We start from the raw sequence: 23,990 nt of genomic DNA, 5'->3' as shown, positions 1-23,990 counted from the left end.
TATGAACAATCAATGAACAATTTGTGAACTATGAGAATAAAAAAAGATGAAGCCCTGATGGAACCGGCTTCATCTACTATATCCACTGTAATTTAATGGTTACGGTTCACAAAATAATTCAATAAATGTTTCAGAAAAGTAGTATTCCGTGACACATCTTGCAATGATTCCATTGCCATGCAGTAATGCTCCCACATCTCTTTTCGAGCACCCGCAACTCCCAGGACTGACACAAAAGTTGAATGGTTGTTTACAGCGTCTAGTCCAATGGGTTTCCCAAGTACGGTCTGATCTCCTTCGACGTCAAGTAAGTCATCCCTAATCTGAAAAGCTATGCCGGCATGTTGGGCGTATTTCTTCAATGCTTCCATCTCGAACCCACTTGCATTGGCAAGAATGGCTGGCATGATAAGGGAAGCTTCAAATGCAATTCCCGTTTTATAAAAGCATATTCTATTCAATTGTTCGATTGACAATTGTTTACCTTTAGAATCTAAGTCCATTGCCTGTCCCTTACACATATCCGCTGTCATTTGTGCTGAATAGTGAATCAAACGACGTACTGTATTGGAATCGAACTGTTCTAGTGATGCTTGTTCCTCTATCGCCTTTTGGGTTAGGAAAAGACCTGTTAATTCCGCTATAGCCGTGTTATACACCATGTGTAGTGTATGACGGCCTCTGCGGGTGGACGCATTATCCTGGGACGGGAGATCATCGAAAATTAAGGAGGCGGTATGCATATATTCTAATGATCTCAGCAGTGGTACGATTTCTGTCTGATTTAAACCATATCCGTTAACTCCCATGGCCCATGTCACGATAGGGCGCAATCGCTTTCCATCACCTTCCAAACTATAATTGGCCGCATCAATTATCGGGTCATTCATGAACCTATCATTTTGGGTTTTGGGAATTTTCAAGATGTTGTTAATCTGAATCCGTACGGATTCAATCATCGTTTGAAAGTCTTCCTGCTCCCTCCGTTCATTTTTTAGTGTGGTAATGATATGATCTCGAAGAAGCTTATCAAAAAAATCAACATCATCTGCTTTTCGAACCATACCTTGGATCATTCGGTTGAATTTCGAATTTCCAGTGGTAAATAGCGTCATCACTTCATTGTATTTTTCCATTCCCACGCGTTCTTTAAATCGTTTAAGGCCATTGATGGCACGATCTAAAATGACCTCACATGCCTTTGTATCTGAATGATATACGGAATGTAACAAATGGGAGATAACCGTCCAATATAATTCAAAGGGATTGATCAGATCTGGTCGCTTATCATGATATTTCATATAGTACGTATAGGGGGTCACTGAACCGGCCTTCATGTCATCAAACATATCAGCAAAATCATCCGCCAACTGGTTGTAAATGCCATAAAAGAAGGTTCGGCTGCTAAATCCCTTATCCTCGGGAGCGCTGATGACAGAACGGACAATTAAGCGGGAGGAAGAGGATTTTAAAATGATTGGTATGTAAACATCCTCATTGGTGTAATTTGCATTGGATAAATCCTTTACCCGATCAACTTCCTGCGAGTGGAAAAAAACATAGGCCTCTTCGAAAAAGGTTTTTCTTGTTTCCGGTCGTTGCTGGGTCTCGATATACTCAAATGCCTCTTTGAGTTCTAAGTGAATATACTTGATCAAATTGGCATTACTTCCGGTCCACTCGCCCAATTCCGGTACAGCCCCGGTAATTAGTGTGGTACGGATCATTTGAGAATATTGTTTTTTCTCTTTATCGGATAAAACTTCTGAATCCAGTAGGTCATCAATGAAGGGATATGTCAGGCCATAAGAATAGCCCAACCTAATGGCCTCATCTAGTTTCTGTGCACGTTCAGTAGAGGATAACTCGTCGTTTAGCTCTTCCATTACGTGCAACAAAACACCCGCAATGATTTTGATCAATTTTCGCTGGGCCTGTTCAGCATCCATCCCTATTGGAATATGGGAAGATACCGTTTTTAATTTGTCCATCATCCAAATAATAGTGGATTCAATCCCTTCCTTTTGCGCCCACCTGTATAACCAAGCCATGCTAAAAGCTTCCCTTTTCTCTGCACGATTAGTAGTCAGAGCATTTTTCAAACTGTCCACAACACGCCTAATCCTTGTCTGTGTTTCAGTTGTGTCAAGAGCTTTGCCAAGATCCCTCATAAAAATATATGAAATACTCCGATCAAGATAATTATCCAGTTTTCCGGCGTAATCCAACCATTGGATATAAGTGTGATACCCCTCAGAATCAGGTTTTCTCCTTCTGCGCAAAAATAAGGATAGTACTGGATGGTGATGAATATGGTTGTGTTTCCATGATTGGAAATCTTCTGCAAGGGTAGCAACATATGACCTTTTTGAGACTTGAACATATAGTGATTTAAAATAATGAGCAGCCCTCTTCTCAGCCACCCGATAGCATTCATCGGTATTTATTCGTATCTCCGTATTCATACAATCCATTACCCCTACTTCTTTATGTTCTCTTAAACATGTTTTGTAAAATATACCTGGCATGATTAATTATACAAGCATTTTTCTATATAACTATCAGAATATATTTATATTTACGACATAATGATTTTATAACTCGTTTACGAAGCGAAAGAATGAGAAATATAATTTTGTCGAATATTCATGAACATTTTAAAAAATTATTCCCTACCGATTGGGTACACCTTTTTCCCGAAAAAATATTTTAAACACCTTTTTACTCAATCCCGTCCAAAATGAACTGTAAAATAATGAAAATACAAGGATGAGAGCTGCCATTTTGAAATCAACTGTACGGGATACAGAAGGTCCTAAAACAGGGAATTGAAGGACGTATAATAAAGTCAGAATCCCCAGCGTTAATCCAATCCCTCCAACAAGTGAAACCATTATCCAATGGTTCCACCATTTAAAAGCTGCTCCAAGTGAAATTCCCAATAATCCGGTGGTGAATGAAAAAACCAATAACTCACTAGGCTGCAAAATGGTCAATAATAAAATCGTTATCATGTAGGACATAATGCCAATTCTTAACGAAATCATCGCTGAAAGAACAATCGGAAGTGTAGCCAAGATACTAAATGTATAACCAATTCCAACAACTACTCCGACTGACTGAAAAAGGGCTGCAATGGTAGCTAAAACTGACCCTAATACTAATTTCTTAGTATTTGTAAATTGATTAGCCTCTACCTCTTGGCAGTTTATGTACGATTGATTGCGTTCTAAACGATTCTTCAACACATCCACCCCCTATAATAGGAAATGCCGAGGTCAACCCGCATATGATGATTTTTTCCAGATCTTACATCCATTACATTTTTCGCTAGTAGAATTCCTCGTAATTAGGCTACAAATGATAGGAACTATCACAATTCATAAGAAAGTGACGATGGAAACTCCACATACATAAACAGGAATGTGAGAAAGAATATTGAATTATACTCTTACAAGGAAATTAACCTTGTACCAAAATGGAAAGGTTGTGAGTTTATGAGAATTTCGGATCTACAACCTAAGAAAAACCTCAGTTACATCTTCGTTCAATTTCCAGGAATGAAAATGAATCTCCCTATGCTCTCAAGCGATAAGGAAAAGGTGGTGAAGGAAGAAGTTGCCTTATGTGTCCAAGTAAACAGGAATAAAAAGGTTGATCAATTATACTTTGTCAGGACACAGAGTATAAAACCTTTTGATTTTACAGATGGAGGAAGTGGAGCTAAGGCATCTTATCGGGTTATCAAGCCAAAGGAAGACTCCCAAGTAAAAGCCCCTCTGGACTTCGTCACAGTTATTACAGATGAAGTAGAAATTGTTCAAAAAATAACGAAAACAGGATATCACTTTATTTTGATGGTCAATAAACGTGAAATTGGAATAGTTGCGTCAATCGAATTAGAAGTTTTACAAACAGAGAAAGAAGCCGTACAACAGAAAGAGAAAATGACAGATAATGTTACGGTTACCTCCATAAATAAGAAAAATAGGACTGTCTTTGGAAGGAATGCCAAAAAGAAGATATTCTGGGGAGGCAAAATCTTTGAGGATATTGTTGCGAATAAGCCAATCCGAATTCTATTGGAGGGCGGTAAAAGAACAGTTACAGTCTTTTCTCCTGCCGCGTTAGACTTTCTCGGTCCAGGTGATAGGAACCATTCTATTTTTAACATGGGGGGTGTTAATGAGATTTGTCCTTAATGGACTATACAATTTCATACTAAATAATCGAAATTTGGGGGATGAAATGGCTCATCCTATTCGATTGAATACATTAAAATGATAAGGAAAGGAATGTAGCTAAAAGAATCATTCTCTGAATGGAGTTTTAACCTATTGGGACTTAACTCACCTGTTAAGTCCTTTTTACTTTAACCATTTCTTTTTCACCATACACTTCCTCTTTTTAGAGCGTTTTTATTAGCTTAATCTCGCCATTTTTGGGAATTAATTCAGTAATATTTTCAACTTTATTGTCTATTTTTTGATGTTCGCGCATACCTTTTTCATATTTCATAAAGGAACAGCAAAATAGCTTTCGTTCAACTCTTCCCTTTTCCCCAATTAAATTAAACCATCTTTGTCCAACATAAAAAGGATTCGTTAGGATTCGATCAACAACAAAATATATACGGTCATTTTCTTCGTTGGTTTCTATTTTTGTCTTTGACGAAAGAGCCAATACAAAATAATTTTTAAACCTATCCAATTCTAGTAATTCAAGGTGGTACTTTCCAGTCTGCCTTTGATTGAATTCCTTTAGAACCGTTTTGATACTTTTTTCAACATCTATTTCATATTTACTGGCGTCCCTCCAGCTCGACAATCGAGAATTATAAATAGTCAGCGTTAGGATATAATGCGAGGCATAACTTTTCGGATCAAATACTTCGTTCCCATTCGTTTTTTCATTGACCGGTGTAACTATAAACTTTTTATAATCTGCAAAAAAATTTTCGTTCATACCGCATACCTTCTTTCTTACATAGATTGGGATGGAAGGATGAATAAAATGGTTCTTTACCGTTGCATTCTGATTCTTTAATTGTTTTGTATTATATATTCATTATTAAGATTTAAAATCCTGCCTTTTCATCCAAAAACCAACATTTTCCTAGCATTTTAATCAAAAAGTCCTATTATTAAAATCAAAAATTGTCGGGGTTTTGCGACAATCGAGAGGTTAGATCGCAAAAAAGACACAACTAGCAAAAAAGCTAGTTGTGCCTTTTATTTACATATTGTGACCCATCGTTGGCATGTCAGAAACAACCGTTGGATCAACCATTCCGGCAATCATAGCAATATGTGCAAAGATTAGAAACATACCAACAAAGACCACGTGAACTTTTAATTTTTCTTCTTGAGATTTGTTTTTAGAAATAATATTTACATCCAAAAGTGCCATTCCCAGCAATGGAATTATTCCAAGCAAGTAAAACCCAACTGCAACTACATCAATCCATCCATGCCATTCTCCTTTTGATGTAATCGGAATAACTGCATTAATTAGTAAGTAAATAAAAATACCAGTAAAATAAAACCCAACAAAAATAGAAGTTATTTTGTTAACTAATCTTAATTTACCAGAGAGATTTCTAGTAAACAAAATGGCTAATTCTGTTACAGCAATTGTTTCAGCACAGATAACTGGTATTGCCATAAAAATAATCAGATTCCATGGTTGATTATCTGCTAGTAAGCCCATATAATGTGTCATGTTCATTCACTTATATCCTCCTAAAACATCCTGTTTTGTTTGCAGATTGATTATAGGTTTAGGATATAAAGATACGATGAAGAATCTGTGACAAAAACATGACTTATATTCTGCTTGAATATAAATATTGAAAGTGAGAATTTTCGGTCATCCACGCCTTTTCCTATCAATTATCTTTCCTGAATAACTTCCTCACCTTGGTAAATCCGAAAAGCTGGAACAATCGTATCTGTAACGATTTCTTTACCTTTTTCACGTATGAAGTCCAATTTATAATAGGCAGCAAATCTTTGGCTTATTTCAGTTTTCACCAGTTCGGGCGGGGTCACCACGATGAATTGGAATTTCAGTTTTTCAGCAACTGCAAAAATAGGGTCAAGCACATGTGCTGAAGCAGCTTGTCCAAATGGATTATCACAAACTAAAGGAACCCAGCTATGGTCTGTTTCACTCTTTACGGATAATAACATCATCATCATAACCATACGTGCTGAGAGCTTTTGCCCCCCACTTCCATCCGACTTCGTCTTTGAACCTTGATTAATAGTCTGCCATGTTGAATAATGCTCTCTTTGCGGTTTTCCGTACATAAAGGCATTATCGGTTCGCATATTATAGACAAGCAATTCAGGATATCGATTTCTTAGTGATACAAACAAAATTTGCTCATCACTAATGTGCTGTTTTATTTCTAGGTCTAATGCTTGATTATTATTATCAATCATATCAAATTGTTTCGTAATTTTGTTAATGGCAGTTACAAAATGCTGCCTCAGCAGTGGTTCAATATCTTCAGCCTTTTTTGGTAAGATATCTTCTTTTAGCTGGACTAGCGGAAAAGAGCCTCGTTCATTTTTCAGCTTCATTTTCGCAACCATGGAACGAATCGCCTCTGAAATGCCCATCACTTTCATGCTGGCACGGCTTGCCCAAAAGTTTTGTGCCTTTTCTGCCCTTTCTTTGTCACGTTCTAGTTGTTCCAATCCGCTTTGCGAAAAACGTTTCATATTTTTAACGATGGTTTGAATATGTGAATAATGCCTTGTATCCATATGGTCCAGCGTTGTTACTACTTCATTTTTAAAACGAATCTCCCAGTCTTTGCCTTCAATCGTAAGCTTTAAATTGCGCAATGATTGTTCGATTTTCGCATGCTTTTCTTGGCCTTCTTCTAGAATAGCTTGATGTTCTTCACACCAGGATAGGATACATGATTTTCCCTGATTCTTAATTTTTTCTACATCCTCATTCGTGAATACTGCAGCTTCCTCCTTTAGGATTACCGATAAGGTTAATAAATCCCCTTCGAAACCTGCAATATTCGTTTCTGTTTCTTTTTGGCGTTTCTCCGCCCGCTTTACCTCCTCATTCGCTATTTTCATTTGATCCTTAATTTCTACAGCCTTCACTTCTAAGTCAAGGCCCTCCCATTCTTCAGGCCGCTTTTCATGCTTTGCCATCTTTTTTCCTGACTTGTCACGCTGTTCGGCCGCATGCTTTAGGGACGTTTCTGCTACTGTTACAGCAGTTCCTTGTTCCCGTTCATCTTTTTCCGCTGTCTTTACTTCCTTCTGTGCAGCTTGCAGCATATTTTCTAAGATACTGATTGGTTCAGATGGTTCCGGAGTATCTTTCCAATCCACGTTAAGAGCAGAGAGTTTTTTCTCTAATTTCTTCTGCTGCTTTTGTTCGGTTTCTTTTTTCACTTGAATAACCAGTAGTTCTCTCGCCTGTTCTTCTTTTGATTTTTGAAGCTGTTTAAGCTCTTCAATACTTCCGTTAATCTCTTGTACCATATGTAGTGAAAGATGCGGGACCTCTTCACATTGATCTGCTTTATTATCGGTAGGAAAAACTGCCTCTTCAATAAAGAAGGCGATTTCCTTGATATTTTGTTCGGTTGTAAGCTTCCATTCTACATATGTTTGATTCCACTGGTTTTGCAGTTCAACAGTATTTTGGTGCACTATTCCTATTTCTTGTTGCTGAGAATCCAAAGCTTCCTTAAGATTCTCCTTCTCTCGTTTCACTCGTTTATTTTCTTGATGAAGCGTTTTTTCTTCTTCAAAATTCTCTAATATTTCCACATCTCTTGTAATCTTTTCAATCTTTCGATGTGTCTTTTCCAATTGTTCTTTTAGCCCAAGCTCAGTTTCCTTCTCTTTTTCTATTTTTGTTTTGATTTCCTGTAATTTCGTTTTCAGTGAAAGAAGTGCGTTTTGTTCCTGTGTAAAAGCCTTTTCGATTTCACTCGAAAGCTCACTTGATAAAAACCTGTCGATTTCTTTTAAAATATGACGTAAAGATGTTTCCGTCTTTTCAAGTTCAATCAGAGTACCTTTCTTTTCTTCGATTTGCTTTGTAATCCTTATTTTCCAGCTGGTAAATTGATTTTTATCACTTAATAGTTCTTTCTCGGTTCCATTAATAATCACAAAGGAGGGTTGGTGTTTTTCTCTGTTCATTTCTTCACGCAAGAAAATCGGAACAGGACTTTTAAACATTCTACTTGATAGAACCTGCTGATTAATTTTTTGCCATTGCTGTCCATTTACAACCAATCCGTATGGAAGAAGTGGATTGATCAATAGGGATTTCACCATTTCCTCAGTACTTAATGATTGAAGAAACTGCGTTCCATAAAACACATCAATCCCAGTCTTTTCATCGATCCATTCCTTTAATTCTTTCACATCTTTATTAGCGACCCAGAAAGGCTCATCATTTAAGGAATGGTCGAGTTGCGTTTCCCATAGTTCTTTTTTTATCTGTTCAGCTTGTTGAAGGTTATTGGCCAGTATTTCTTCTATTTGTAAGCTATACTTCGATAAGAGTGAATGAGTTAATGGCACTGTGACATCATCAATTAAACCAAGAAGCCGGTCCACTAGTTTTGCCTCTTTTTGCTTTTGCACATCATTGGCTGCCTTTAATTCCTCACATTTTTCTTCTGAAAACTGAATAGATTTGCCGAGGGTACCATGTGTAGTGGCAAGTTGGTTTTGCTTTTCACTTGATTCTTTGTCTTTTACTTGCAGTTCTATTACCATTGCCTTTTTATCTTCAATTTGTTTTATAAAATTCTCGATTAAACCCCTTAAATCATAAGTTAAGCGATCGCCAAATCCTTGGATGAGTGCTGCTTCCCTAGACTCAAAGGAATGTATTTGCGTATAAAGGAAATCAATTTCAGAACCAAGCTTTGCCATGTCTTTTGTCTTTTTTTTATCCTGCTGCGACAGCTCTATTGCTTTTTTATTTAAGAACTTTTGATACCCAAGGTACTGTTTCATACCTTCTTGTATCGATAAATAGGTTTGTTCCCATTGCTTTCTAGCTTCTTGTTTAATTTCATCTATTCTTTGATTCACATGCTCTAAGCCGCTATTCTGTTCTAATGTCGCAATCTGTTGTGACAGAGCACGAATACTTTGTTCGTATTCACTCCACTCTTTTACTAAAACGACAAAGGCAAGCTGTTCTTTTCGTTCCTGTTTTTCATTAACGATCGCTAGTAGGGAAGTATGTTTTTCCCTTTCTTCCCCTAATTTTTTATCCCAATTCATGACCTCTCTATGTGCCATTGCATACTCTAAATTATCTTTTTGGTAACGTAAATCTGCTTGCCTTGTCGTTAATTTCTCCATGTCCTTCTCTATTGAAAGCAGCGTTTCCTCTTCCGATTGCTTCAAATGCTCTAAAGCACCAAGTAGTTGTCTTCCTGTCAGTATACTTGCAAGAGCCATTTCTTTATGTTCAATTCCTTTAGTTAAGTGCTCCTCAAATGGGACAATGTCTTCTAAAAACTCTTTATGCGCTTGCTCTCTTTTTAAGAGCACAGGTAGATCCTTCGCAATACTTGCCTGGCTTTTAAAAATTTCCACGAGATCGTCCTTGTGATGTTCAGTACGATGTAAGACTTGACTCACAGTCGGTATGATTCGTTTTTGGAACAGGGAATGATCATCCTCTGCACCCTCAAAGTATTTCCCCACACCGCCTTCGTCCTTATTAATATCCTTCATAATATCCCAGTCTTTACGATTAATTCCGTAAGTATCAAGAATGCGATAGTGCTTCTTCGTATCTCGGTAAACATCAAAACCATTCCATTTTAAATAGTCCTTCAAACCCTCTGTTTCGGCAACCTCACCATTTTCGTAGAGTGGAATATGCTCAAGGGCTGCCTCTTCTTTCCGATCAAATTCCCTTGTATAAAAGGTAATGTTTGGGAGTATCTTCGCTTCCTGTTCCAATGTTCTTCCTTCATTCCCACTATCATCACTCATGGAAATCCGCTGTTCGGCTGAGAACATCCCTCCGGTTATCAAATGCCTGCGATCCGCACCGTCTAATTCCCACTGAATAAGAACATGAAAGGTATAGGGAATAAATTGCTCTTTATTATTAAAGAAGAATTGCTGATAATAACGATTGTTTTGTTTTCCCCACGAAGTTCCTGGTTTAAGTATTTGGAAAATGGTTTGAAGGAATACACCCTTCCCGCCTCCATTCATCATCGCAATGAGGCCATTTGTTGATGTCTTTTCGTTATGGAAATTAAACGTGGTATCTTTATATTGCTTTTGCATGCCATCGTACTTTAGGCCGACAATTCTAATTCGATGGATTTTCGGCATGCATATCCTCCTCTGTTGTCATTATTTTTTTAAAAACTTCATAACGGTCATAATCATGATATAGGTATTCAATACGCTCAAACAGCTCCGTTTTTGGAATCACCCTTGGAATATCGTCGCGGTCAAGAATGACAATCAGCCCCTCCGTCTCTAATAACCGCATCGCGCCCGCAATTAAACCAATTCTGGTTCGTCTATTGCCTTTTTTTAATCCGTAATCCTCTGTGTTAACTTCCATGTATTTCCATGTGGTCACCACTTCCTTCATATCAATTCGTTCTTCTTCTCCAAAAGTCGGTTTCGTTTTAAGAATGCTATCCCATTTCATTACTAGGTCGTTGACATGCCGTTCTAATGCATAGTAGCTAATCCCTTCCCGCTTTGTACGGATTTTTGCAGCCTGATTTTGATCGATAGCTGCTAAAAAGGCCATTATAACAACGCTAATCAGATGAAAGTGTTTTTTCGTTTCAACCTGCCGATGCTTTTCCTTCAAATGGGTGAAATTCGTAGCAAACACGGATCCCGTTGGCTGGACCACTAGGTGGATCCGTTTAGGCGATTCAATGATATATGTACCTGATTCATCAGCTAATAAAAGAACGGTCTGTCTCACTTCCGGATCAAAATAAGTCTGAAAGTGCTCACTATTATCATCGATAACTTTATCTTTTAATAATGTAAAATAGACGGCCGATGCTCTTTTGACACTTTCTGCATTCATCAATTTTCCTCCTTTACACAGATTTTGAAAGGGGTCATTTTCATTTGATACCATAGAAAAGGCTCCGCCCGATGGTCAAACATGGTATAAATCTTCAAGCCTTCAAACAGTTCAAATTGTGGATATTCCTTCATTAGTTTATAAAGAAGAATTTCCCTTTCATCGCTTAATGTCTCTACCTTTCGGTGCAGCACTTGAACCTTTAGCGGCTTTTTATCGAACATCATCCACAAATCTATTGTTTCAGATTCTTCAAACCATAAATCCTGCACCTCTAATGGCAAAGACTTTAAATCCGACAACGAAAACTCTTTGTTTGTTTGTAAAAATTGAAATACATAACTCCATGCCTTCATTACTGAATCCCAGTTGGTCACATGCTGACGAGTCATGCTTTCTTCAGCCTCATCCTCTATTACAGCTTCCGTTTCTTGTTTTTCATCGAATTCTTGTTCGCCCCAAACCCAATCAAGGGGCAAAATAAATTCATTCTTCGGTGAAAATAACGATGAAAGGACACTCTCTATGTCCATAAAGCGATGAACACCTTCCTTCATGAACCAATTTTCATAAATATGCTCACGAAAAGATACCAGACTGTTTTCCCAAAACAACGAAGGGTTTTCCGCCTTTAATTTCATCTCATAGGAAATATTTTGAATGACAAGCTTCGCAAATCGATCATGCAATTGCCTTGTATGACCAATTTTTTCTTGGAGAAGAATCAATTCTTTCTGTATATAATCATCTTCTTCATTCCTTCGTTTCGTCTTGTCTATCATACTAGTAATCGTACGGAAATGATTTTTTTCTTCTTCGAATTGCTTTTCAATTTCAACCCGATTATCGGCCCTCTGCCATTCCTCTTCCATCAATAAGATTTTGGGATTGTTGACCATTTCCTTTTGATATGTGAATTCATTTGCCATTAAGCGGTTTACACGTGAAACGAGGTGATCGAGGTTTCTTGTTGCCTTGCGAAAATTACCGTTTTTTATCAGTTGCATACTATAAAGTTGTTCAATCGTAATGGAGAATTCCTCAGCCATTTCCCTGCTCATGAAAATCATTTCCTGAGCAACATCAGTGAGTTTATAAACAATGGAACCGCCAATCTCTAAATTCGTATATAATTCATCCATTGTGACATACCGAAAGACCTGAGTTTCCCAGGTTTGTCTTATTTCATCGTAATATAAGGATTCAAACGGTTTACTATACTCCTCTTTCCCCTGATACAGGAGTCCACTTGTAATCCGTTCAATTTGCTTCTCGTCTGCTAAAAGCTTCATTTGTTTAATCGAGTCTTCTACTATATATTTGATATCTGATTTGCGTCTGCTATCATCATCATTTAACTCTTTATAAAAGATAGTAAGGAGCACTTGCATGAGAATGGTTTGGATATGCGGCTTCAGTTCACCTACTTCCATTCCCCTCCCAAGCTCAAACAGTGGATTTAATCGTTGCAGACGCTTGCCAAACCCTTCCCATGATTCGTTCACTGCCATCTCCTCCATGTTTCTATTGTTAAAACTTCTTGAGGGATTCGCTTATTATCCAGCCATAATTGCCTTAATAGTGCTTGCTCATCTTCCGTAAACCACTGAAAGAATACATCACGATATTTAAGATTTGATGTTAGACCTTGTTTCTGATCATTCTTTTGCTCTAGGCAGTCCAGCATTTTTCGATAAATTTTTAAGGCAGGCTGTATACAGCATTCCGGGTATTTTTCTATGAGCCTAATGAGAATCCCGTATCCTGCGGCATCTAAATCACCAGTATAATAGAACAGATAGGGTTTCGGTGGAAACATTCGAAAGAAAAAGGAAAAGCTTCGTTCAATTTTTGTTCCTTCACCATAAATAATCAGTTCTGGTTCATAATCGAGTTCATTTGCTTCTACTAACTTAATGGAAGTATGGAAGAATGATAGATTCTCGACAATCAGTACCCTTTGAATATCTTTTATTTCTTTCCCTTGTTTCATCCAAAATACAAAAGGCTCCCCGTAATTCACTATTTTTAGCTGCTCTTCTGATACGCCAATTCTGGCTAAAAATCCTTTTCCATCAGGAAAGTTAGCACTGTCTAGTAAAAATTTTTCATGTCCAAATAGCTCCAGGCTTCTTTCTTCGAATGAAACAAGTTCCCGTCCATGACTGGTCTTTAGAAACGTATAGACATGCTGGACTCGATTCCATTCGTCCTCCGTTTGCCATTCGGGATGCCGTTCATAAAAGGAAAAATCAAACTGATCCCTTAATTTCATCATCTCAAGACGATTCCATTTGTCTTTCTCTGTCTTTATATTTATCCAGTAATAAAGGGGCAGCGCTGGTGTTTTTCCATTATATTGATTATTTTGAATCGGACTCAGTTGTCCTTCCGCCTGCAATGTTTCAATGGCACGATAAAATAAGGAATATCCATCCATTTCAAAATAATCATCCAAAAGCCTGCGTAACTGAATTTCTAAATCGTTACTATTTATTTTCTTTTTTTGGTTAGGGTGTTGAATATCGGCAATAAACCCTCTCACCCGAGCTTCAATGACATCGATTGTCTTCACCTACTTTACTCTACTAAGTATCAAAGGAGTCTATTTCGACTCCTACTATCAAATTTCGACATCCTTTTATTATAAACTAGTTGCGTAATGGTTGGTAAATGAAATTTTCTTGAGATAATGATTGGCTGCAAAATAAATAGGTGCCCTCCCCTCCTAAAGTCACCCCGATGAAGCATGGGATTTCATTCGAATTTCGTAGGAGCTGAAGACTTTTCCATATAAATAAGCAAAACTGAATTGTAAACCAGAAGCTATGTAGAAAGGCAGGGCTAGTGAACCTAATCCAAAAAGATAGCCGGTAAAATACGGTCCAATCGAGATGGGAAGTCTGATTGAAAAGATATTGATGCTTGATGCGAAACCACGTCGCATGTCACGAGTCAAACTCACACTCAACGCTTGCTGTGCCCCTTGTGTACCTCTGTTTAGAGCCGTTCGTATGATATACATGACAGAAACAAGTGCATAGGATGATAGTACGGGCATCAAAATCAAAAGCAGGCTTGCAATGACACGAACCAGCACAATGGACCTTACTGTACCGTGTTTGTGGGATAATCTTGCTTGTAAGACCGAGGTAACACCTGTCGCAAAAAAAGTGACAGCCAATGTGCCTCCAATCTGTATACTGCTTACCCCGAATTTAGCCGCAAACCAATAAGACATCATCGGGCCCGTAAGTCCAATAGCAATCCCGTTAAGGATGTTAATGGCTGCCAGCTTTAAGACCGCAGAATTTTCTTCGCGCAGGATTCTCTTTTCCTGATTTCCTGACTCCGCTTTTATATATCCTGGTTGTTTCTCAATTTTCCCTTCCTGAATGGTTAAAATGATTGATGCGGTCACAAAGGATAAAACGAAGATAAAGAAGAAGATAGGGCGATAGGAAGAATCACCTGAGAAGTTATGATTCCATAAGGCCGTGATCCCCGCCAGCACTGCACCCGCGGCCATTCCGAAAAAGCTAAGAGCATTATTCAGACTATATACCTTTCCACGCTCTATTTTTGGGACAAAGGCCGCAAGCCAAGCCTGCTCTGCCGGGGCACACGGACTGGGAGATCCGGCGTCCGCTTTCCCAAAACCTGAAAGGGTGATGGCAATAAATAACAAAATAGGATTTGTAGACAATATCCCAATCAACGCACATCCGGCTGTTAATAGTTCAGAAAAAAGGATAAAGGGTTTCCTCCCCAGTCGATCACTATAAATACCAATGACTGGGGCTAGTCCAACACCAAGCAAACCTCCGGCCGCAAGCACACTTCCAATTGCCGCTGTGCTCCAACTCAGTGCAGCGAGGTATAGAGACAAATCAACAACTAGCATGCCTTGTCCAATACTTCGAATAGCATTGACCATCATAAGTTTTTTAGCCGCCGGATGAATTTGTCCGGCTCCTTCATCATCGTTCTTACCAAACACAAACTTCAACTTTATCACTTCTTTTCTATTTTTCTTACTTCATTTTTAATAAATATGGGGGAGATAGCGGTAAGCCATGGGTTATTGTAACTCTACCTAAAAGAGTTCCAAATCATCCTATCATTTATTCACAGCCATTAAGGTTTTCCTATAAAAGAAACCACTCAATCTGTGCATCATGACTTTAGAAAACAAAAACACAAATAGCTGATACAGCATAAGTTGTTTAAAATGGTGATGTTTGAAGCAAAATAATGAGAAATGATCTGTACTGACCGATGAAAAACGAGGATAGTTTATTAGAGAGGGAAGGAAACGACATGGTTAAGCATCCAAACAAATGGAAGAAATTCATACAGGATCTTAAACAAAATATCTATATCGTGTATCTTGCATATCGTCATCCGAAAACACCATGGTATGCTAAAGCATTTTCAGTATTAATTGTTGCCTATGCCTTAAGCCCCATAGACCTTATTCCAGATTTCATTCCCGTATTAGGCTATTTGGATGAAGTTATTCTTCTTCCCTTGGGGATATTAGGAGTATTCACTCTGATACCGAATCAAGTATTGCAAGAATGCAGGGAGATGGCCTCCCGAACGCCTAATATGCTGCGGAAGAATTGGGCAGCAGCGATTGTTATTCTCCTCGTTTGGATCAGTCTCGCGACCACGGTTCTTTTCAAATGGGTCATATAAAAAAGGTGCAAAGGTTATGTATGCAGTCCTTTAGCACCAAATTCGCAATCAGATATTTTATTAGAGTTTTATGTTTTTTTCGATGCGGGTCTGTATAGCTGAAATCTCCGATAGATGATAGGTGATGATTGTTTAATGGGGGTGCAATTAGCGTCTTGTACAGCTTTTTCAATCAGATCATGTTTTGGCGCCCATTGGCAGACTGGGTCCGTCGCATAAGCGTCCCCAGTTAAAGCAAAAGCCTGACAACGGCACCCACCACCGTCTTGGTGTCTTAGTTCACACGAAAGGCAGGGTTCCGGCATCCATTCTTCACCGCGGAAAAGGTTAAAAGACTCTGATTCATACCAAATATTACTTAGTGACGAATCAAGCACATTTTCAAAGGAAAAACCCTCAATCATCCCGGCTGTCGGGCAAGGAAGGACTGCTCCATTTGGTGTGACCGTTAAGCCAATCGTCCCCCATCCCCCCATACAAGGCTTAGGTGCCTGAGCATAATAATCAGGAATAACCCAAATGATTTCGATTTTTTTCCCAATGCGCGCTTTTGCCGCTTCGTAGATTTCACGGGCACGTTCAATCTGCACACGGCTTGGCAACAGCTGCTCCCGATTGAGCAAAGCCCAGTTATAATACTGTGTATTCGCCAGTTCCAGACGTTCTGCACCCACCTCCTCGGCGAGTTTAATAATCTCATCCAAATGATCAATATTCATTCGGTGCAACACGACATTTAAGGATAAATACAATCCGGCGTTTTTTACCGCAATGCACGCTTCCCTTTTCTTGTCAAAAGCCTTAAAACCGCCGATGATGTCCGAAAGCTTTGCATCGCCTGCCTGAAAACTCACCTGCACATTTTCCAGTCCGGCATCATAGAGCCGGGCAGCCTTTTCAGTTGTTAATCCAATGCCGCTGGTTATGAGATTGGTATACATCTCTAATTTATTTGCATGGCGGATAAAAACTTCCAAATCGTCTCGCAAAAGTGGTTCTCCACCGGAAAAATGAACTTCTACAACTCCCAGATCAGCCGCCTCAGACAAAACACGGCACCACTCTTCGGTCGATATCTCCATTGCCTTTGAAATCATTTCTAAAGGGTTCGAACAATATGGACAATGCAATGGACAGCGATGAGTTAACTCCGCGACCAAGGAATATGGAGGGGGCGCCACCTTATTATTCTTTGTTATCGACTGAACCATGTTTATGGATCACCACCCAACCCTGATCCTCCATTTCCCGGAGAAACTCAGAAATATCTGCCTTCATCGCTTTCAAATCAATTAGTGCACTTGTATCTGCGGTTTCTGTGTCTGCCAGTAGGGAAGCCCTTATTTTTTCGGTGATGGTGTTCACGGTCTGTTTCCCGTCACATAAAGTAAGTATAGATGCAGCCGTTTCGTTCAAGACCACGACCTTTTCCGGTAACAAAAGAAGATTCTTTTCCCTTACCTTATCAAATTTTAATCGCGCCTTTGCTGCGAGTCTTGGAATACTGTCAGCTAAAATTGACTCCACCACCTTTCATTTATTTTTCAGATGAGTGATAAAACCTTCGTTCACTCTTACAGCGGATATGCGTTTTCGATGGCATCAAGCTGTGCCCACAACACATCACACTTGAAACGCAGGGCAGCAACAGCCCGCCTTTGATCTTTCGGAGTTTGGCAATAGGTAGTCACAAGTTTAAGGGCTGTATCGGCATCACGCGGCGCCTGTGAAAGGCGATTTTGAAAATATTCCAGACCTGCACGGTCAATCCACGGATAAAGCCGCTCGAGGATTTTTATTCTCTTTGACATTAAATCAGGAGAAAACAATTCGGTTAGGGAAGAAGCGACGGCTTCAATCCATGGTTTTGTCCGCGCGAAGGTTACATAAGCATCAACGGCAAATCGAACACCGGGAACGACTCTGACTTCCTGTGTTACATCTTCCCGGGATAACCCCACAGCTTCACCAAGCCGAAGCCATGCTTCAATTCCACCTTCTTCCCCTTGCGTTCCGTCATGGTCAATGATTCGCCCAATCCATTCCCGGCGCATATCCCTTGACGGCAGCCTAGAAAGAATAGCTGCATCTTTAATCGGAACTGATTTTTGATAATAGTACCGGTTAGCCACCCAACCGCGGATCTGTTCTCTGCTTAATTTTCCTTCATGCATCGTTACATGAAATGGATGTTTGTCATGATAGGAGGAACTTCCAACCGCTTTTAATTGCTCTGTGAATTCATCCCTCGTCCATAATTCTTCCTTTGTTTCATTTAACACCTTTTCTAGGCTAAGGAAATCACCTTGATCCAAAATGTTCACACCTCCACTTCCATACCGTCATAGGCAATCTCAAAACCAAGCCGTTCCAATGTATGCCTTTCCATTGAGTCCTTCTTAAGAATAGGGTTGCTGTTGTTAATGTGAATCAGAATTTTCCGCTTGGCTGAGTATTTGGCTAGCTTTTCAGCAATGCCCGATGGTCCGCTAATCGGTAAATGTCCCATATTTCTTGCATCGCGCTTGGTTGCACCCATCTCAACCAATTCGGTTTCTGACCAAAAGGTTCCGTCAACCATCAAGATATCCGCCTTCTGAAAGCAAGCTTCTATAGCCGGGGTGATCCTTTCTAAAGTAGGAAAGTATGCAAGGCATCTGCCGGTACTCTCATTATGAAGAACTAGCCCGACCTCCCAACAATCTCCGGTGTCATTCTCCTCCATATTTGACCGGGTATAAAGCGGTGGTTTTTTAGAAACGGGGACAGTCTCGACGACGATGGTTTCTTCTATTCCTACACCCATAGGTCCTATCCGCTTGCGATGATCAGGGTGAAGAGACCGCCATTCCCATGAACAATAGTTTTCCAGTAGGGGGAACACTGGAAAACACGACTGCAAACTCTTTCGTACAGTTTCGGTTCCATAGATGGTTAAACAAGAACCCTCCCGTAATGACAATAACCCAATCGTATGGTCGAACTCGGCATCGGTTAAAATAACACCAGCCAGCGGAGTCTCTCTTATACCCGGACCCGGATGGAGGGCAGGAAACGATTCAATCTGCCTGTGAACATCCGGTCCCGCATTTAGGAGATACCAATCCTTTTCATTCGCACTTACAGCAAGCGATGATTGTAATAACGGCTGGTGCGAATCGCTTCCCTCGCGGACACTATGGCAATTTGGACATGCACAGTTCCACTGCGGGAAGCCGCCACCTGCCGCTGCTCCTAAGACTTTAATTCGAATTTAGCTTCAGTCCTTTCACTAGAGACTTGAACACCTTCTTTGCCAATATACCTACGTTTACCTAATGCCCTTCCAACTTGCCACCCAATCGCCATATTCACCACAGCCATGAGGGGATACAGGAGATAGTCACCCAATGGTTCTGGGAGCAGGAGATCGACGACCAGCCATCCTCCTGCCATTGCACACCCAATAATCACGCCAATTATTGATTTTTGGTAACGATTTATTTTCATTTCCCCTACCTCCGTTGATTTATTAAACTATTAAAAGCATACGTAAGAGGCAAGAGGGCTGTGCTGCTAGCCAACATAGGCATACATTGTCACCTCAGGAGATGTATTGATCACTTCATACTCAGGCTTCACCCACATGTTTAGATACCCCCTTTCATGACTCTCACAATGAAAATTCTCCCTGCGCGGGAGTGTCTGATTTTCCCTTTCAAAATAATCATATGTAGATAAATATCTCAAAATAACCAGAATTTTGACCTATAGATGTCCTAATGTGGTATTGGAATTTACAATATATTGCAAAAAGGGACAAGAACAAAAAAGAAACAACCTCAGTCCGGATGATGATGGAACTCAGGTTGTTTACGGGATTTTTTTGGTTTTTTCAACATCTACCTCAGTACTGACTGCTCCTTAAATGAAAATTAACTGTCCATTGTCCCTTTTGATTCATTATTCCATGTGTGTGAAATGATAATTCAGAATTATCTGATCTGTAATGTTGTAACTGTGCTATGATCGTTCCTCTATACTCATTATTACTTATTTTCTGAAACGATTCTGATTCCTCACGAACTAACGTATTCCCAATCCAAATATACGGGTTTGTAATCAAACTTTTTGTATTCGAACTAACTGGTATATTTAAATTTGAGGTTATCGTATAATGCAGCTGAATGTCTTGGCCATGGTTTATTATCGTATAGTCATTGATGGTTAACCTGATTCCGTTATCCTCGGATGAACCTAAGCCATTACTTGATTGAGCATTGGTCAAAGTTGGGCAGGCAATTCCAAAGAGTAAGGAAATACATAGCGCGGCCCCAATGAATCGCACGGTATAATTCGGTAATTTCCTCATTTTACCACCATCCTTATTTTTCGTGTATTGCTGATGTTTCGCCAATTTATAATGATCCTTTTAAGAAACAATCTGAGTCCGAATAAAGGAATCAGACTCGGATTGCCTCTAGTGTAAAAATCATTTCTTTTTGGAAAGCCAATCCGCTAGTGCTTCTGCCTCTGCACCTTTAGCTAGGCCAGCCGGCATGCGGTCGCCACCGTTTAGTATTTGATTCAAAATGTTTTCTTTAGACATCGTTTTACCTATGTGTTGAAGATTTGGTGCTGTTGCGCCTTGAAGATTATCCCCGTGACAGGAAATACAACTTCTTTTGTAAACCTTTTCCGGATCGATAACCACGTCTGCTTCCCCTTGTAATTTTGCATTTTTATTTATAGCTTCTGGTTTTAATTTACCTCCGAGTCCATAAACAACAACCTTCGTACCACCAGTAATGACCGCAACATATTCATGGCCGTCAACAGTATATATGGAAGGTGCCATTTTGATTTGTTTTCCTCCACTTTGCATGCTCCATAATACTTTACCTGATTTAATATCAAGCGCATTAACCTTTCCATCCAATTCCCCGTAGTAAGCAAGACCGGCAGCAGTGCTTGTGAATCCACCATACATCGGATCGTCCGTTTTATTTTGATATACTTTTTTCCCTGTATTCATATCAATGGCTGTAATGGTACCAGAAACATCCACATCCTTTGGCAAAGGAAGGATCTTTGTTCCTGGAAAGGTATTATTATCTTTTGCAATCTCTTCTGCATCTTTAGCTGCTACCATTAGATTAGGACTATTAATACCTGGAATAAGCACATAGTTGGTGTCAGGGTCATATGTCTGTGGAGCATAGCTTTCTCCACCTGGCGTTCCTGGCCATTGAAGTACAGCTTTACTCTCATCGCTTGGTACGTCGGTATGTTGAATTTTTACAAAAGGTACCCCATCATATATGGTTTTCCCCGTTTTTGCATCCCACGCATACCACTTTCCATTCTTACCGCCTTCAACCACAACCTTTTGCTTTTTCCCACCGACCTTTGCATTGAGAATCATCGGTGTTGCGGCAGCGTCATAATCCCATATATCATGGTCTACTTGAGTGGATGACCACTTAAATTTCCCTGTTTTACTATCTAGAGCAGTAATAGAGTCGGTATATGGATTTTTCCCTTTTCTATCTGCATCATAAAAGTCCGGAGCTGGATTCCCTACTGCAAAATACATCATATCAGTATCTGGATCAAACGACATCGGCGTCCATACGGAACCTCCGCCCGTATATTTACCTTTCGCCCAGCTCGTTCCTCTTTCAGGAACGGTCCAAAACGGCTCTTTCCATAGCGGTTCCAGAGTATCTGCTTTAAACGCCCAAACAAAACCTCTTGTACCATTATCACCGCCGCTGCTTCCAACGTAAACGTTGCCATCATAATACATCGGAGCTGATGATTCATAATATCTGTTTTCTAACGTGATAGTAGGTTCATGATCCCAAAAGTTAACCATTTTTAACAGTTTTCCGTTCTTCGCATCCAGTTTGGCCAGCCGGTTATCGATCATCAAAACAAATACATTTCCATTGGCCACTGCGACCCCTCTACTGGCCACATTGGACTGCCATGGCAAACCATTTATATGATCAAGTACCTCCTTGGGCGGAGTCCATGCCCAAAGTTTCTTTCCACTTGCGGCATCGATGGCAAACACATGGTTTTTCGAGCTAGTCACATACATGACCCCGTCGTGAACGACAGGGAAATCCTCTTGTAAATTTGGAACATCCTTATTCCAATCTAATATATCCTGCTGCCATGCAATCCCCATTTTTTTTACATTATCTTTTGTAATCTCTTTATAGGGCACATGTCGGGTATGTTGAAGGTCATACCCCCAATTTGGGAATCCTTCCTCATCTTCCTGATTTGCCTGGTTGGATTCCTTGGTTTTCCCTTTGTTTTTTGCATTATTCTTGTTATTATTTGATTGACAGCCAACTATAACCATACTCGCTAGCAAAACTAAACATAATGACTTTAAAAATTGCTTCATGGAAGTACCCTCCTGACATTATGAAATAATACATCGCATTTTTGATGATGAATTTTCCACTTTCAGTCTTTTTACCTCCTTAAGACATTCTAATTTTTATAAGAATATTGGTATAATTAGCTAAGGCACCATAGATTATGCAAATTATGAATAGTTCTTCCTCCCCTCTTTTTATAATGCGAATGATTAGTTTTCGATGAATTTCACTTTCCTTATAAACGATGACCATCCCCTTAATGAACAAATAGTTTTTTATCAAAAGTTTAATTGTACTGTTGTACGATCAATTACTCATTTAAACATAAAAAAGACCCCCAGCCATAATGACCGAGAGTCTTTGAAACGCACATATTAACGTTTTAAGGAAAATGGAGAACTAGTTCAAATACCGAAATGACTACAAATTATCGTTGGCGGGACCGCCTGGGAATCGAACCCAGCAGACCTGGCACGCAGGTCTCGGTAGTTTTGAAGACTATGGAGGACACCAGTACCCCATTCAGCCCCATTGGATGTAGTATTGTCAATTTGTTAGGACAATGGATTCAAAGTCTTCTTCTTTTATCTATCATTTGTAATCATATTACAATGGAATATAGTATTAATCAATAGAATCGGTAGTATTGTCATTTTTTCGACAAGTTTTCCATTTTTCTCTTTGTTCTTTTTAGGCATGTAATGCCATGACTACTCCAAAAACTTGACGATTGCTTGTCATTTTTCCTAGAAACAGTCTATAATAAGGAATAATATTGTTTTTTGTAGGTGAAAAAGAATGCTTAAAGGTTGGTTTTTGTGGTTTATCCTTTTTTGGGTTGTTTTTTTAGTAAGTGCCTTTGGTATCGGCGGATTTTTTATGTTCCGGAAATTTCTGAAAAAGATGCCGAAAGAAGATGGCAAGTCAGTCATGGATTGGGAAGAGCACTATGTAAATGAATCGCGTCATTTATGGAATGATGAGGAAAAAGCTCTTCTAGAGGATTTAGTAAGCCCTGTTCCTGAGCTATTCCGTGATGTTGCCCGGCATAAAATTGCAGGAAAAATTGGTGAGCTTGCCATTCGCGAGAATTCCCCTAAAATCACCCAAGAATTGGTGATTCGTGGGTATATTCAAGCGACTCCTAAACGAGATCACAAATTTTTACGAAAAAAACTATTTCAAAATCATATTGATGTTGCTCCCTATGAGCATTTATTCTAGACCGTTCATCGTGAACGGTTTTTCTTTTTTTAGAAAAATAAAAACACTGTCTCCTAAGAGAAACAGTGTCTATATATTACATCATTTTAAACCCATGTAATTCTTTATAAAGCTTCATATATGAACGGTACATTGCCACGCGCCATGGCACAATCATACTAAAGGCTAGCAGGAAGAACATGCCGCTCAGTTGTCCGACATCAATCGAACTGCTTAGGATTGTTTTTAAAACAAGGCGAACGACTAGCAAGCCGACCAAAATAAAAATGAATGCCTTTGAACGCTTTAAATAAATATCGTTGTCACGTATTTCAAATTGTGAGGTTTTGACAAGTAAGATTGAAAATAACATGCCAACAATGATGGCTTCTAAAATTTCCATTGGGGTTAGTCTAAATTCAGGTATAAAATACATGAGTGCCCCGCTGGACATAAAAATGGGCGGCATAATAATCTTTTTCACATTTGTTGGTTTCTTTGCCGCTTTCATCCGAACAAAAAGAACAAAGAAACCCATAAAAACTGCTCCGATTGAAGAAATAACAACGTAATTCATTGGATCCATTCTTCCCTTATTAAATTATTTACTACCCCATTATATCT

Annotated in this window: 20 protein-coding genes and 1 tRNA gene; 3 read left to right on the top strand and 18 right to left on the bottom strand. The window is 39.3% G+C overall.

Annotated features, from left to right (window positions below):
• Nucleotides 1-92: 92 nt before the first annotated feature.
• Together G6554_RS11780 and G6554_RS11775 are read right to left on the bottom strand one after the other, a co-directional pair.
• The gene (locus G6554_RS11780) at nt 93-2,474 is read right to left on the bottom strand and encodes a polyprenyl synthetase family protein (protein ID WP_166242001.1); all 2,382 of its coding nucleotides are present in this window, start codon (nt 2,472-2,474) and stop codon (nt 93-95) included.
• A gap of 198 nt (nt 2,475-2,672) precedes the next feature.
• Nucleotides 2,673-3,245 (bottom strand): YybS family protein, encoded by a 573-nt coding sequence (locus G6554_RS11775; protein WP_166241997.1) that lies wholly within the window; start codon nt 3,243-3,245, stop codon nt 2,673-2,675.
• Nucleotides 3,246-3,497: 252 nt separating this feature from the next.
• Between G6554_RS11775 and G6554_RS11770 the strand changes: the two genes are divergently transcribed.
• Nucleotides 3,498-4,202, top strand: coding sequence for a hypothetical protein (locus G6554_RS11770; RefSeq protein WP_166241995.1), 705 nt, complete (start codon nt 3,498-3,500; stop codon nt 4,200-4,202).
• A gap of 205 nt (nt 4,203-4,407) precedes the next feature.
• Here the strand turns inward: G6554_RS11770 and G6554_RS11765 are convergent, their stop codons facing one another.
• From G6554_RS11765 to G6554_RS11735, 7 genes are all read right to left on the bottom strand, one after another.
• Nucleotides 4,408-4,965, bottom strand: coding sequence for a hypothetical protein (locus G6554_RS11765; protein WP_166241993.1), 558 nt, complete (start codon nt 4,963-4,965; stop codon nt 4,408-4,410).
• A 270-nt stretch (nt 4,966-5,235) separates the two neighbouring features.
• Nucleotides 5,236-5,727, bottom strand: a complete 492-nt coding sequence (locus G6554_RS11760) for a DUF6803 family protein (protein WP_166241990.1) — start codon at nt 5,725-5,727, stop codon at nt 5,236-5,238.
• Nucleotides 5,728-5,891: 164 nt separating this feature from the next.
• Nucleotides 5,892-10,361, bottom strand: coding sequence for a coiled-coil domain-containing protein (locus G6554_RS11755; protein WP_166241988.1), 4,470 nt, complete (start codon nt 10,359-10,361; stop codon nt 5,892-5,894).
• Complete coding sequence (locus tag G6554_RS11750; protein ID WP_166241985.1) at nt 10,339-11,085, bottom strand: DUF6063 family protein; 747 nt, start codon at nt 11,083-11,085, stop codon at nt 10,339-10,341. Before G6554_RS11750 ends, G6554_RS11755 begins: the two co-directional genes overlap by 23 nt.
• Nucleotides 11,085-12,596: a hypothetical protein gene (locus tag G6554_RS11745; RefSeq protein ID WP_242637876.1), complete on the bottom strand. Its 1,512-nt coding sequence runs from the start codon at nt 12,594-12,596 to the stop codon at nt 11,085-11,087. The genes G6554_RS11750 and G6554_RS11745 overlap by 1 nt, the downstream gene beginning before the upstream one ends.
• The gene (locus G6554_RS26205) at nt 12,587-13,660 is read right to left on the bottom strand and encodes a Wadjet anti-phage system protein JetD domain-containing protein (protein WP_166241981.1); all 1,074 of its coding nucleotides are present in this window, start codon (nt 13,658-13,660) and stop codon (nt 12,587-12,589) included. The genes G6554_RS11745 and G6554_RS26205 overlap by 10 nt, the downstream gene beginning before the upstream one ends.
• Before the next feature lie 159 nt (nt 13,661-13,819).
• Nucleotides 13,820-15,085 carry an MFS transporter gene (locus G6554_RS11735; protein WP_347564300.1) on the bottom strand — a complete coding sequence of 422 codons (1,266 nt, stop codon included), beginning with the start codon at nt 15,083-15,085 and terminating at the stop codon, nt 13,820-13,822.
• Nucleotides 15,086-15,405: 320 nt separating this feature from the next.
• Between G6554_RS11735 and G6554_RS26350 the strand changes: the two genes are divergently transcribed.
• Nucleotides 15,406-15,786: a YkvA family protein gene (locus G6554_RS26350; RefSeq protein ID WP_481747920.1), complete on the top strand. Its 381-nt coding sequence runs from the start codon at nt 15,406-15,408 to the stop codon at nt 15,784-15,786.
• 68 nt (nt 15,787-15,854) lie between these two features.
• On the opposite strand, the gene pqqE is transcribed toward G6554_RS26350, so the two are convergent.
• The 8 genes from pqqE to G6554_RS11690 form a co-directional block, all read right to left on the bottom strand.
• Nucleotides 15,855-16,997, bottom strand: coding sequence for a pyrroloquinoline quinone biosynthesis protein PqqE (gene pqqE, locus G6554_RS11725; protein WP_166241975.1), 1,143 nt, complete (start codon nt 16,995-16,997; stop codon nt 15,855-15,857).
• Complete coding sequence (gene pqqD, locus G6554_RS11720) at nt 16,972-17,313, bottom strand: pyrroloquinoline quinone biosynthesis peptide chaperone PqqD (RefSeq protein ID WP_166241973.1); 342 nt, start codon at nt 17,311-17,313, stop codon at nt 16,972-16,974. Before pqqD ends, pqqE begins: the two co-directional genes overlap by 26 nt.
• Before the next feature lie 47 nt (nt 17,314-17,360).
• Nucleotides 17,361-18,101: a pyrroloquinoline-quinone synthase PqqC gene (gene pqqC / locus G6554_RS11715; protein WP_207343062.1), complete on the bottom strand. Its 741-nt coding sequence runs from the start codon at nt 18,099-18,101 to the stop codon at nt 17,361-17,363.
• Nucleotides 18,102-18,106: 5 nt separating this feature from the next.
• A complete protein-coding gene (gene pqqB / locus G6554_RS11710) occupies nt 18,107-19,033 on the bottom strand; it encodes a pyrroloquinoline quinone biosynthesis protein PqqB (RefSeq protein WP_347564299.1) in 927 nt (308 codons plus the stop codon).
• Nucleotides 19,021-19,275 carry a hypothetical protein gene (locus G6554_RS11705; RefSeq protein ID WP_207343063.1) on the bottom strand — a complete coding sequence of 85 codons (255 nt, stop codon included), beginning with the start codon at nt 19,273-19,275 and terminating at the stop codon, nt 19,021-19,023. Before G6554_RS11705 ends, pqqB begins: the two co-directional genes overlap by 13 nt.
• 397 nt (nt 19,276-19,672) lie before the next feature.
• Nucleotides 19,673-20,137: a hypothetical protein gene (locus G6554_RS11700; RefSeq protein WP_166241970.1), complete on the bottom strand. Its 465-nt coding sequence runs from the start codon at nt 20,135-20,137 to the stop codon at nt 19,673-19,675.
• Between the two features lie 120 nt (nt 20,138-20,257).
• A complete protein-coding gene (locus G6554_RS11695; RefSeq protein WP_166241968.1) occupies nt 20,258-22,186 on the bottom strand; it encodes an outer membrane protein assembly factor BamB family protein in 1,929 nt (642 codons plus the stop codon).
• Nucleotides 22,187-22,597: 411 nt separating this feature from the next.
• Nucleotides 22,598-22,693: transfer RNA gene (locus G6554_RS11690), tRNA-Sec, on the bottom strand.
• 268 nt (nt 22,694-22,961) lie between these two features.
• Between G6554_RS11690 and G6554_RS11685 the strand changes: the two genes are divergently transcribed.
• A complete protein-coding gene (locus G6554_RS11685; protein WP_166241965.1) occupies nt 22,962-23,387 on the top strand; it encodes a DUF2621 domain-containing protein in 426 nt (141 codons plus the stop codon).
• Between the two features lie 76 nt (nt 23,388-23,463).
• Here the strand turns inward: G6554_RS11685 and G6554_RS11680 are convergent, their stop codons facing one another.
• Nucleotides 23,464-23,943 (bottom strand): CcdC family protein, encoded by a 480-nt coding sequence (locus G6554_RS11680; protein WP_166241962.1) that lies wholly within the window; start codon nt 23,941-23,943, stop codon nt 23,464-23,466.
• Between the last annotated feature and the right edge of the window lie 47 nt (nt 23,944-23,990).

This window comes from Bacillus sp. MM2020_4, from assembly GCF_011250555.1.
Classification (GTDB): Bacteria; Bacillota; Bacilli; order Bacillales; family Cytobacillaceae; genus Neobacillus.
This window is presented reverse-complemented; position numbering and strand designations above follow the sequence as displayed.

Bases quoted from the DNA above. Each gene is read 5' to 3' on its own strand.
- G6554_RS11780 (WP_166242001.1), bottom strand. From the start codon at position 2,474: ATGGATTGTATGAATACGGAGATACGAATAAATACCGATGAATGCTAT.
- G6554_RS11770 (WP_166241995.1), top strand. From the start codon at position 3,498: ATGAGAATTTCGGATCTACAACCTAAGAAAAACCTCAGTTACATCTTC.
- G6554_RS11765 (WP_166241993.1), bottom strand. From the start codon at position 4,965: ATGAACGAAAATTTTTTTGCAGATTATAAAAAGTTTATAGTTACACCG.
- G6554_RS11760 (WP_166241990.1), bottom strand. From the start codon at position 5,727: ATGAACATGACACATTATATGGGCTTACTAGCAGATAATCAACCATGG.
- G6554_RS11755 (WP_166241988.1), bottom strand. From the start codon at position 10,361: ATGCCGAAAATCCATCGAATTAGAATTGTCGGCCTAAAGTACGATGGC.
- G6554_RS11750 (WP_166241985.1), bottom strand. From the start codon at position 11,085: ATGAATGCAGAAAGTGTCAAAAGAGCATCGGCCGTCTATTTTACATTA.
- G6554_RS11745 (WP_242637876.1), bottom strand. From the start codon at position 12,596: ATGGCAGTGAACGAATCATGGGAAGGGTTTGGCAAGCGTCTGCAACGA.
- G6554_RS26350 (WP_481747920.1), top strand. From the start codon at position 15,406: ATGGTTAAGCATCCAAACAAATGGAAGAAATTCATACAGGATCTTAAA.
- pqqE (WP_166241975.1), bottom strand. From the start codon at position 16,997: ATGGTTCAGTCGATAACAAAGAATAATAAGGTGGCGCCCCCTCCATAT.
- G6554_RS11705 (WP_207343063.1), bottom strand. From the start codon at position 19,275: ATGAAAATAAATCGTTACCAAAAATCAATAATTGGCGTGATTATTGGG.
- G6554_RS11700 (WP_166241970.1), bottom strand. From the start codon at position 20,137: ATGAGGAAATTACCGAATTATACCGTGCGATTCATTGGGGCCGCGCTA.
- G6554_RS11695 (WP_166241968.1), bottom strand. From the start codon at position 22,186: ATGAAGCAATTTTTAAAGTCATTATGTTTAGTTTTGCTAGCGAGTATG.
- G6554_RS11685 (WP_166241965.1), top strand. From the start codon at position 22,962: ATGCTTAAAGGTTGGTTTTTGTGGTTTATCCTTTTTTGGGTTGTTTTT.
- G6554_RS11680 (WP_166241962.1), bottom strand. From the start codon at position 23,943: ATGAATTACGTTGTTATTTCTTCAATCGGAGCAGTTTTTATGGGTTTC.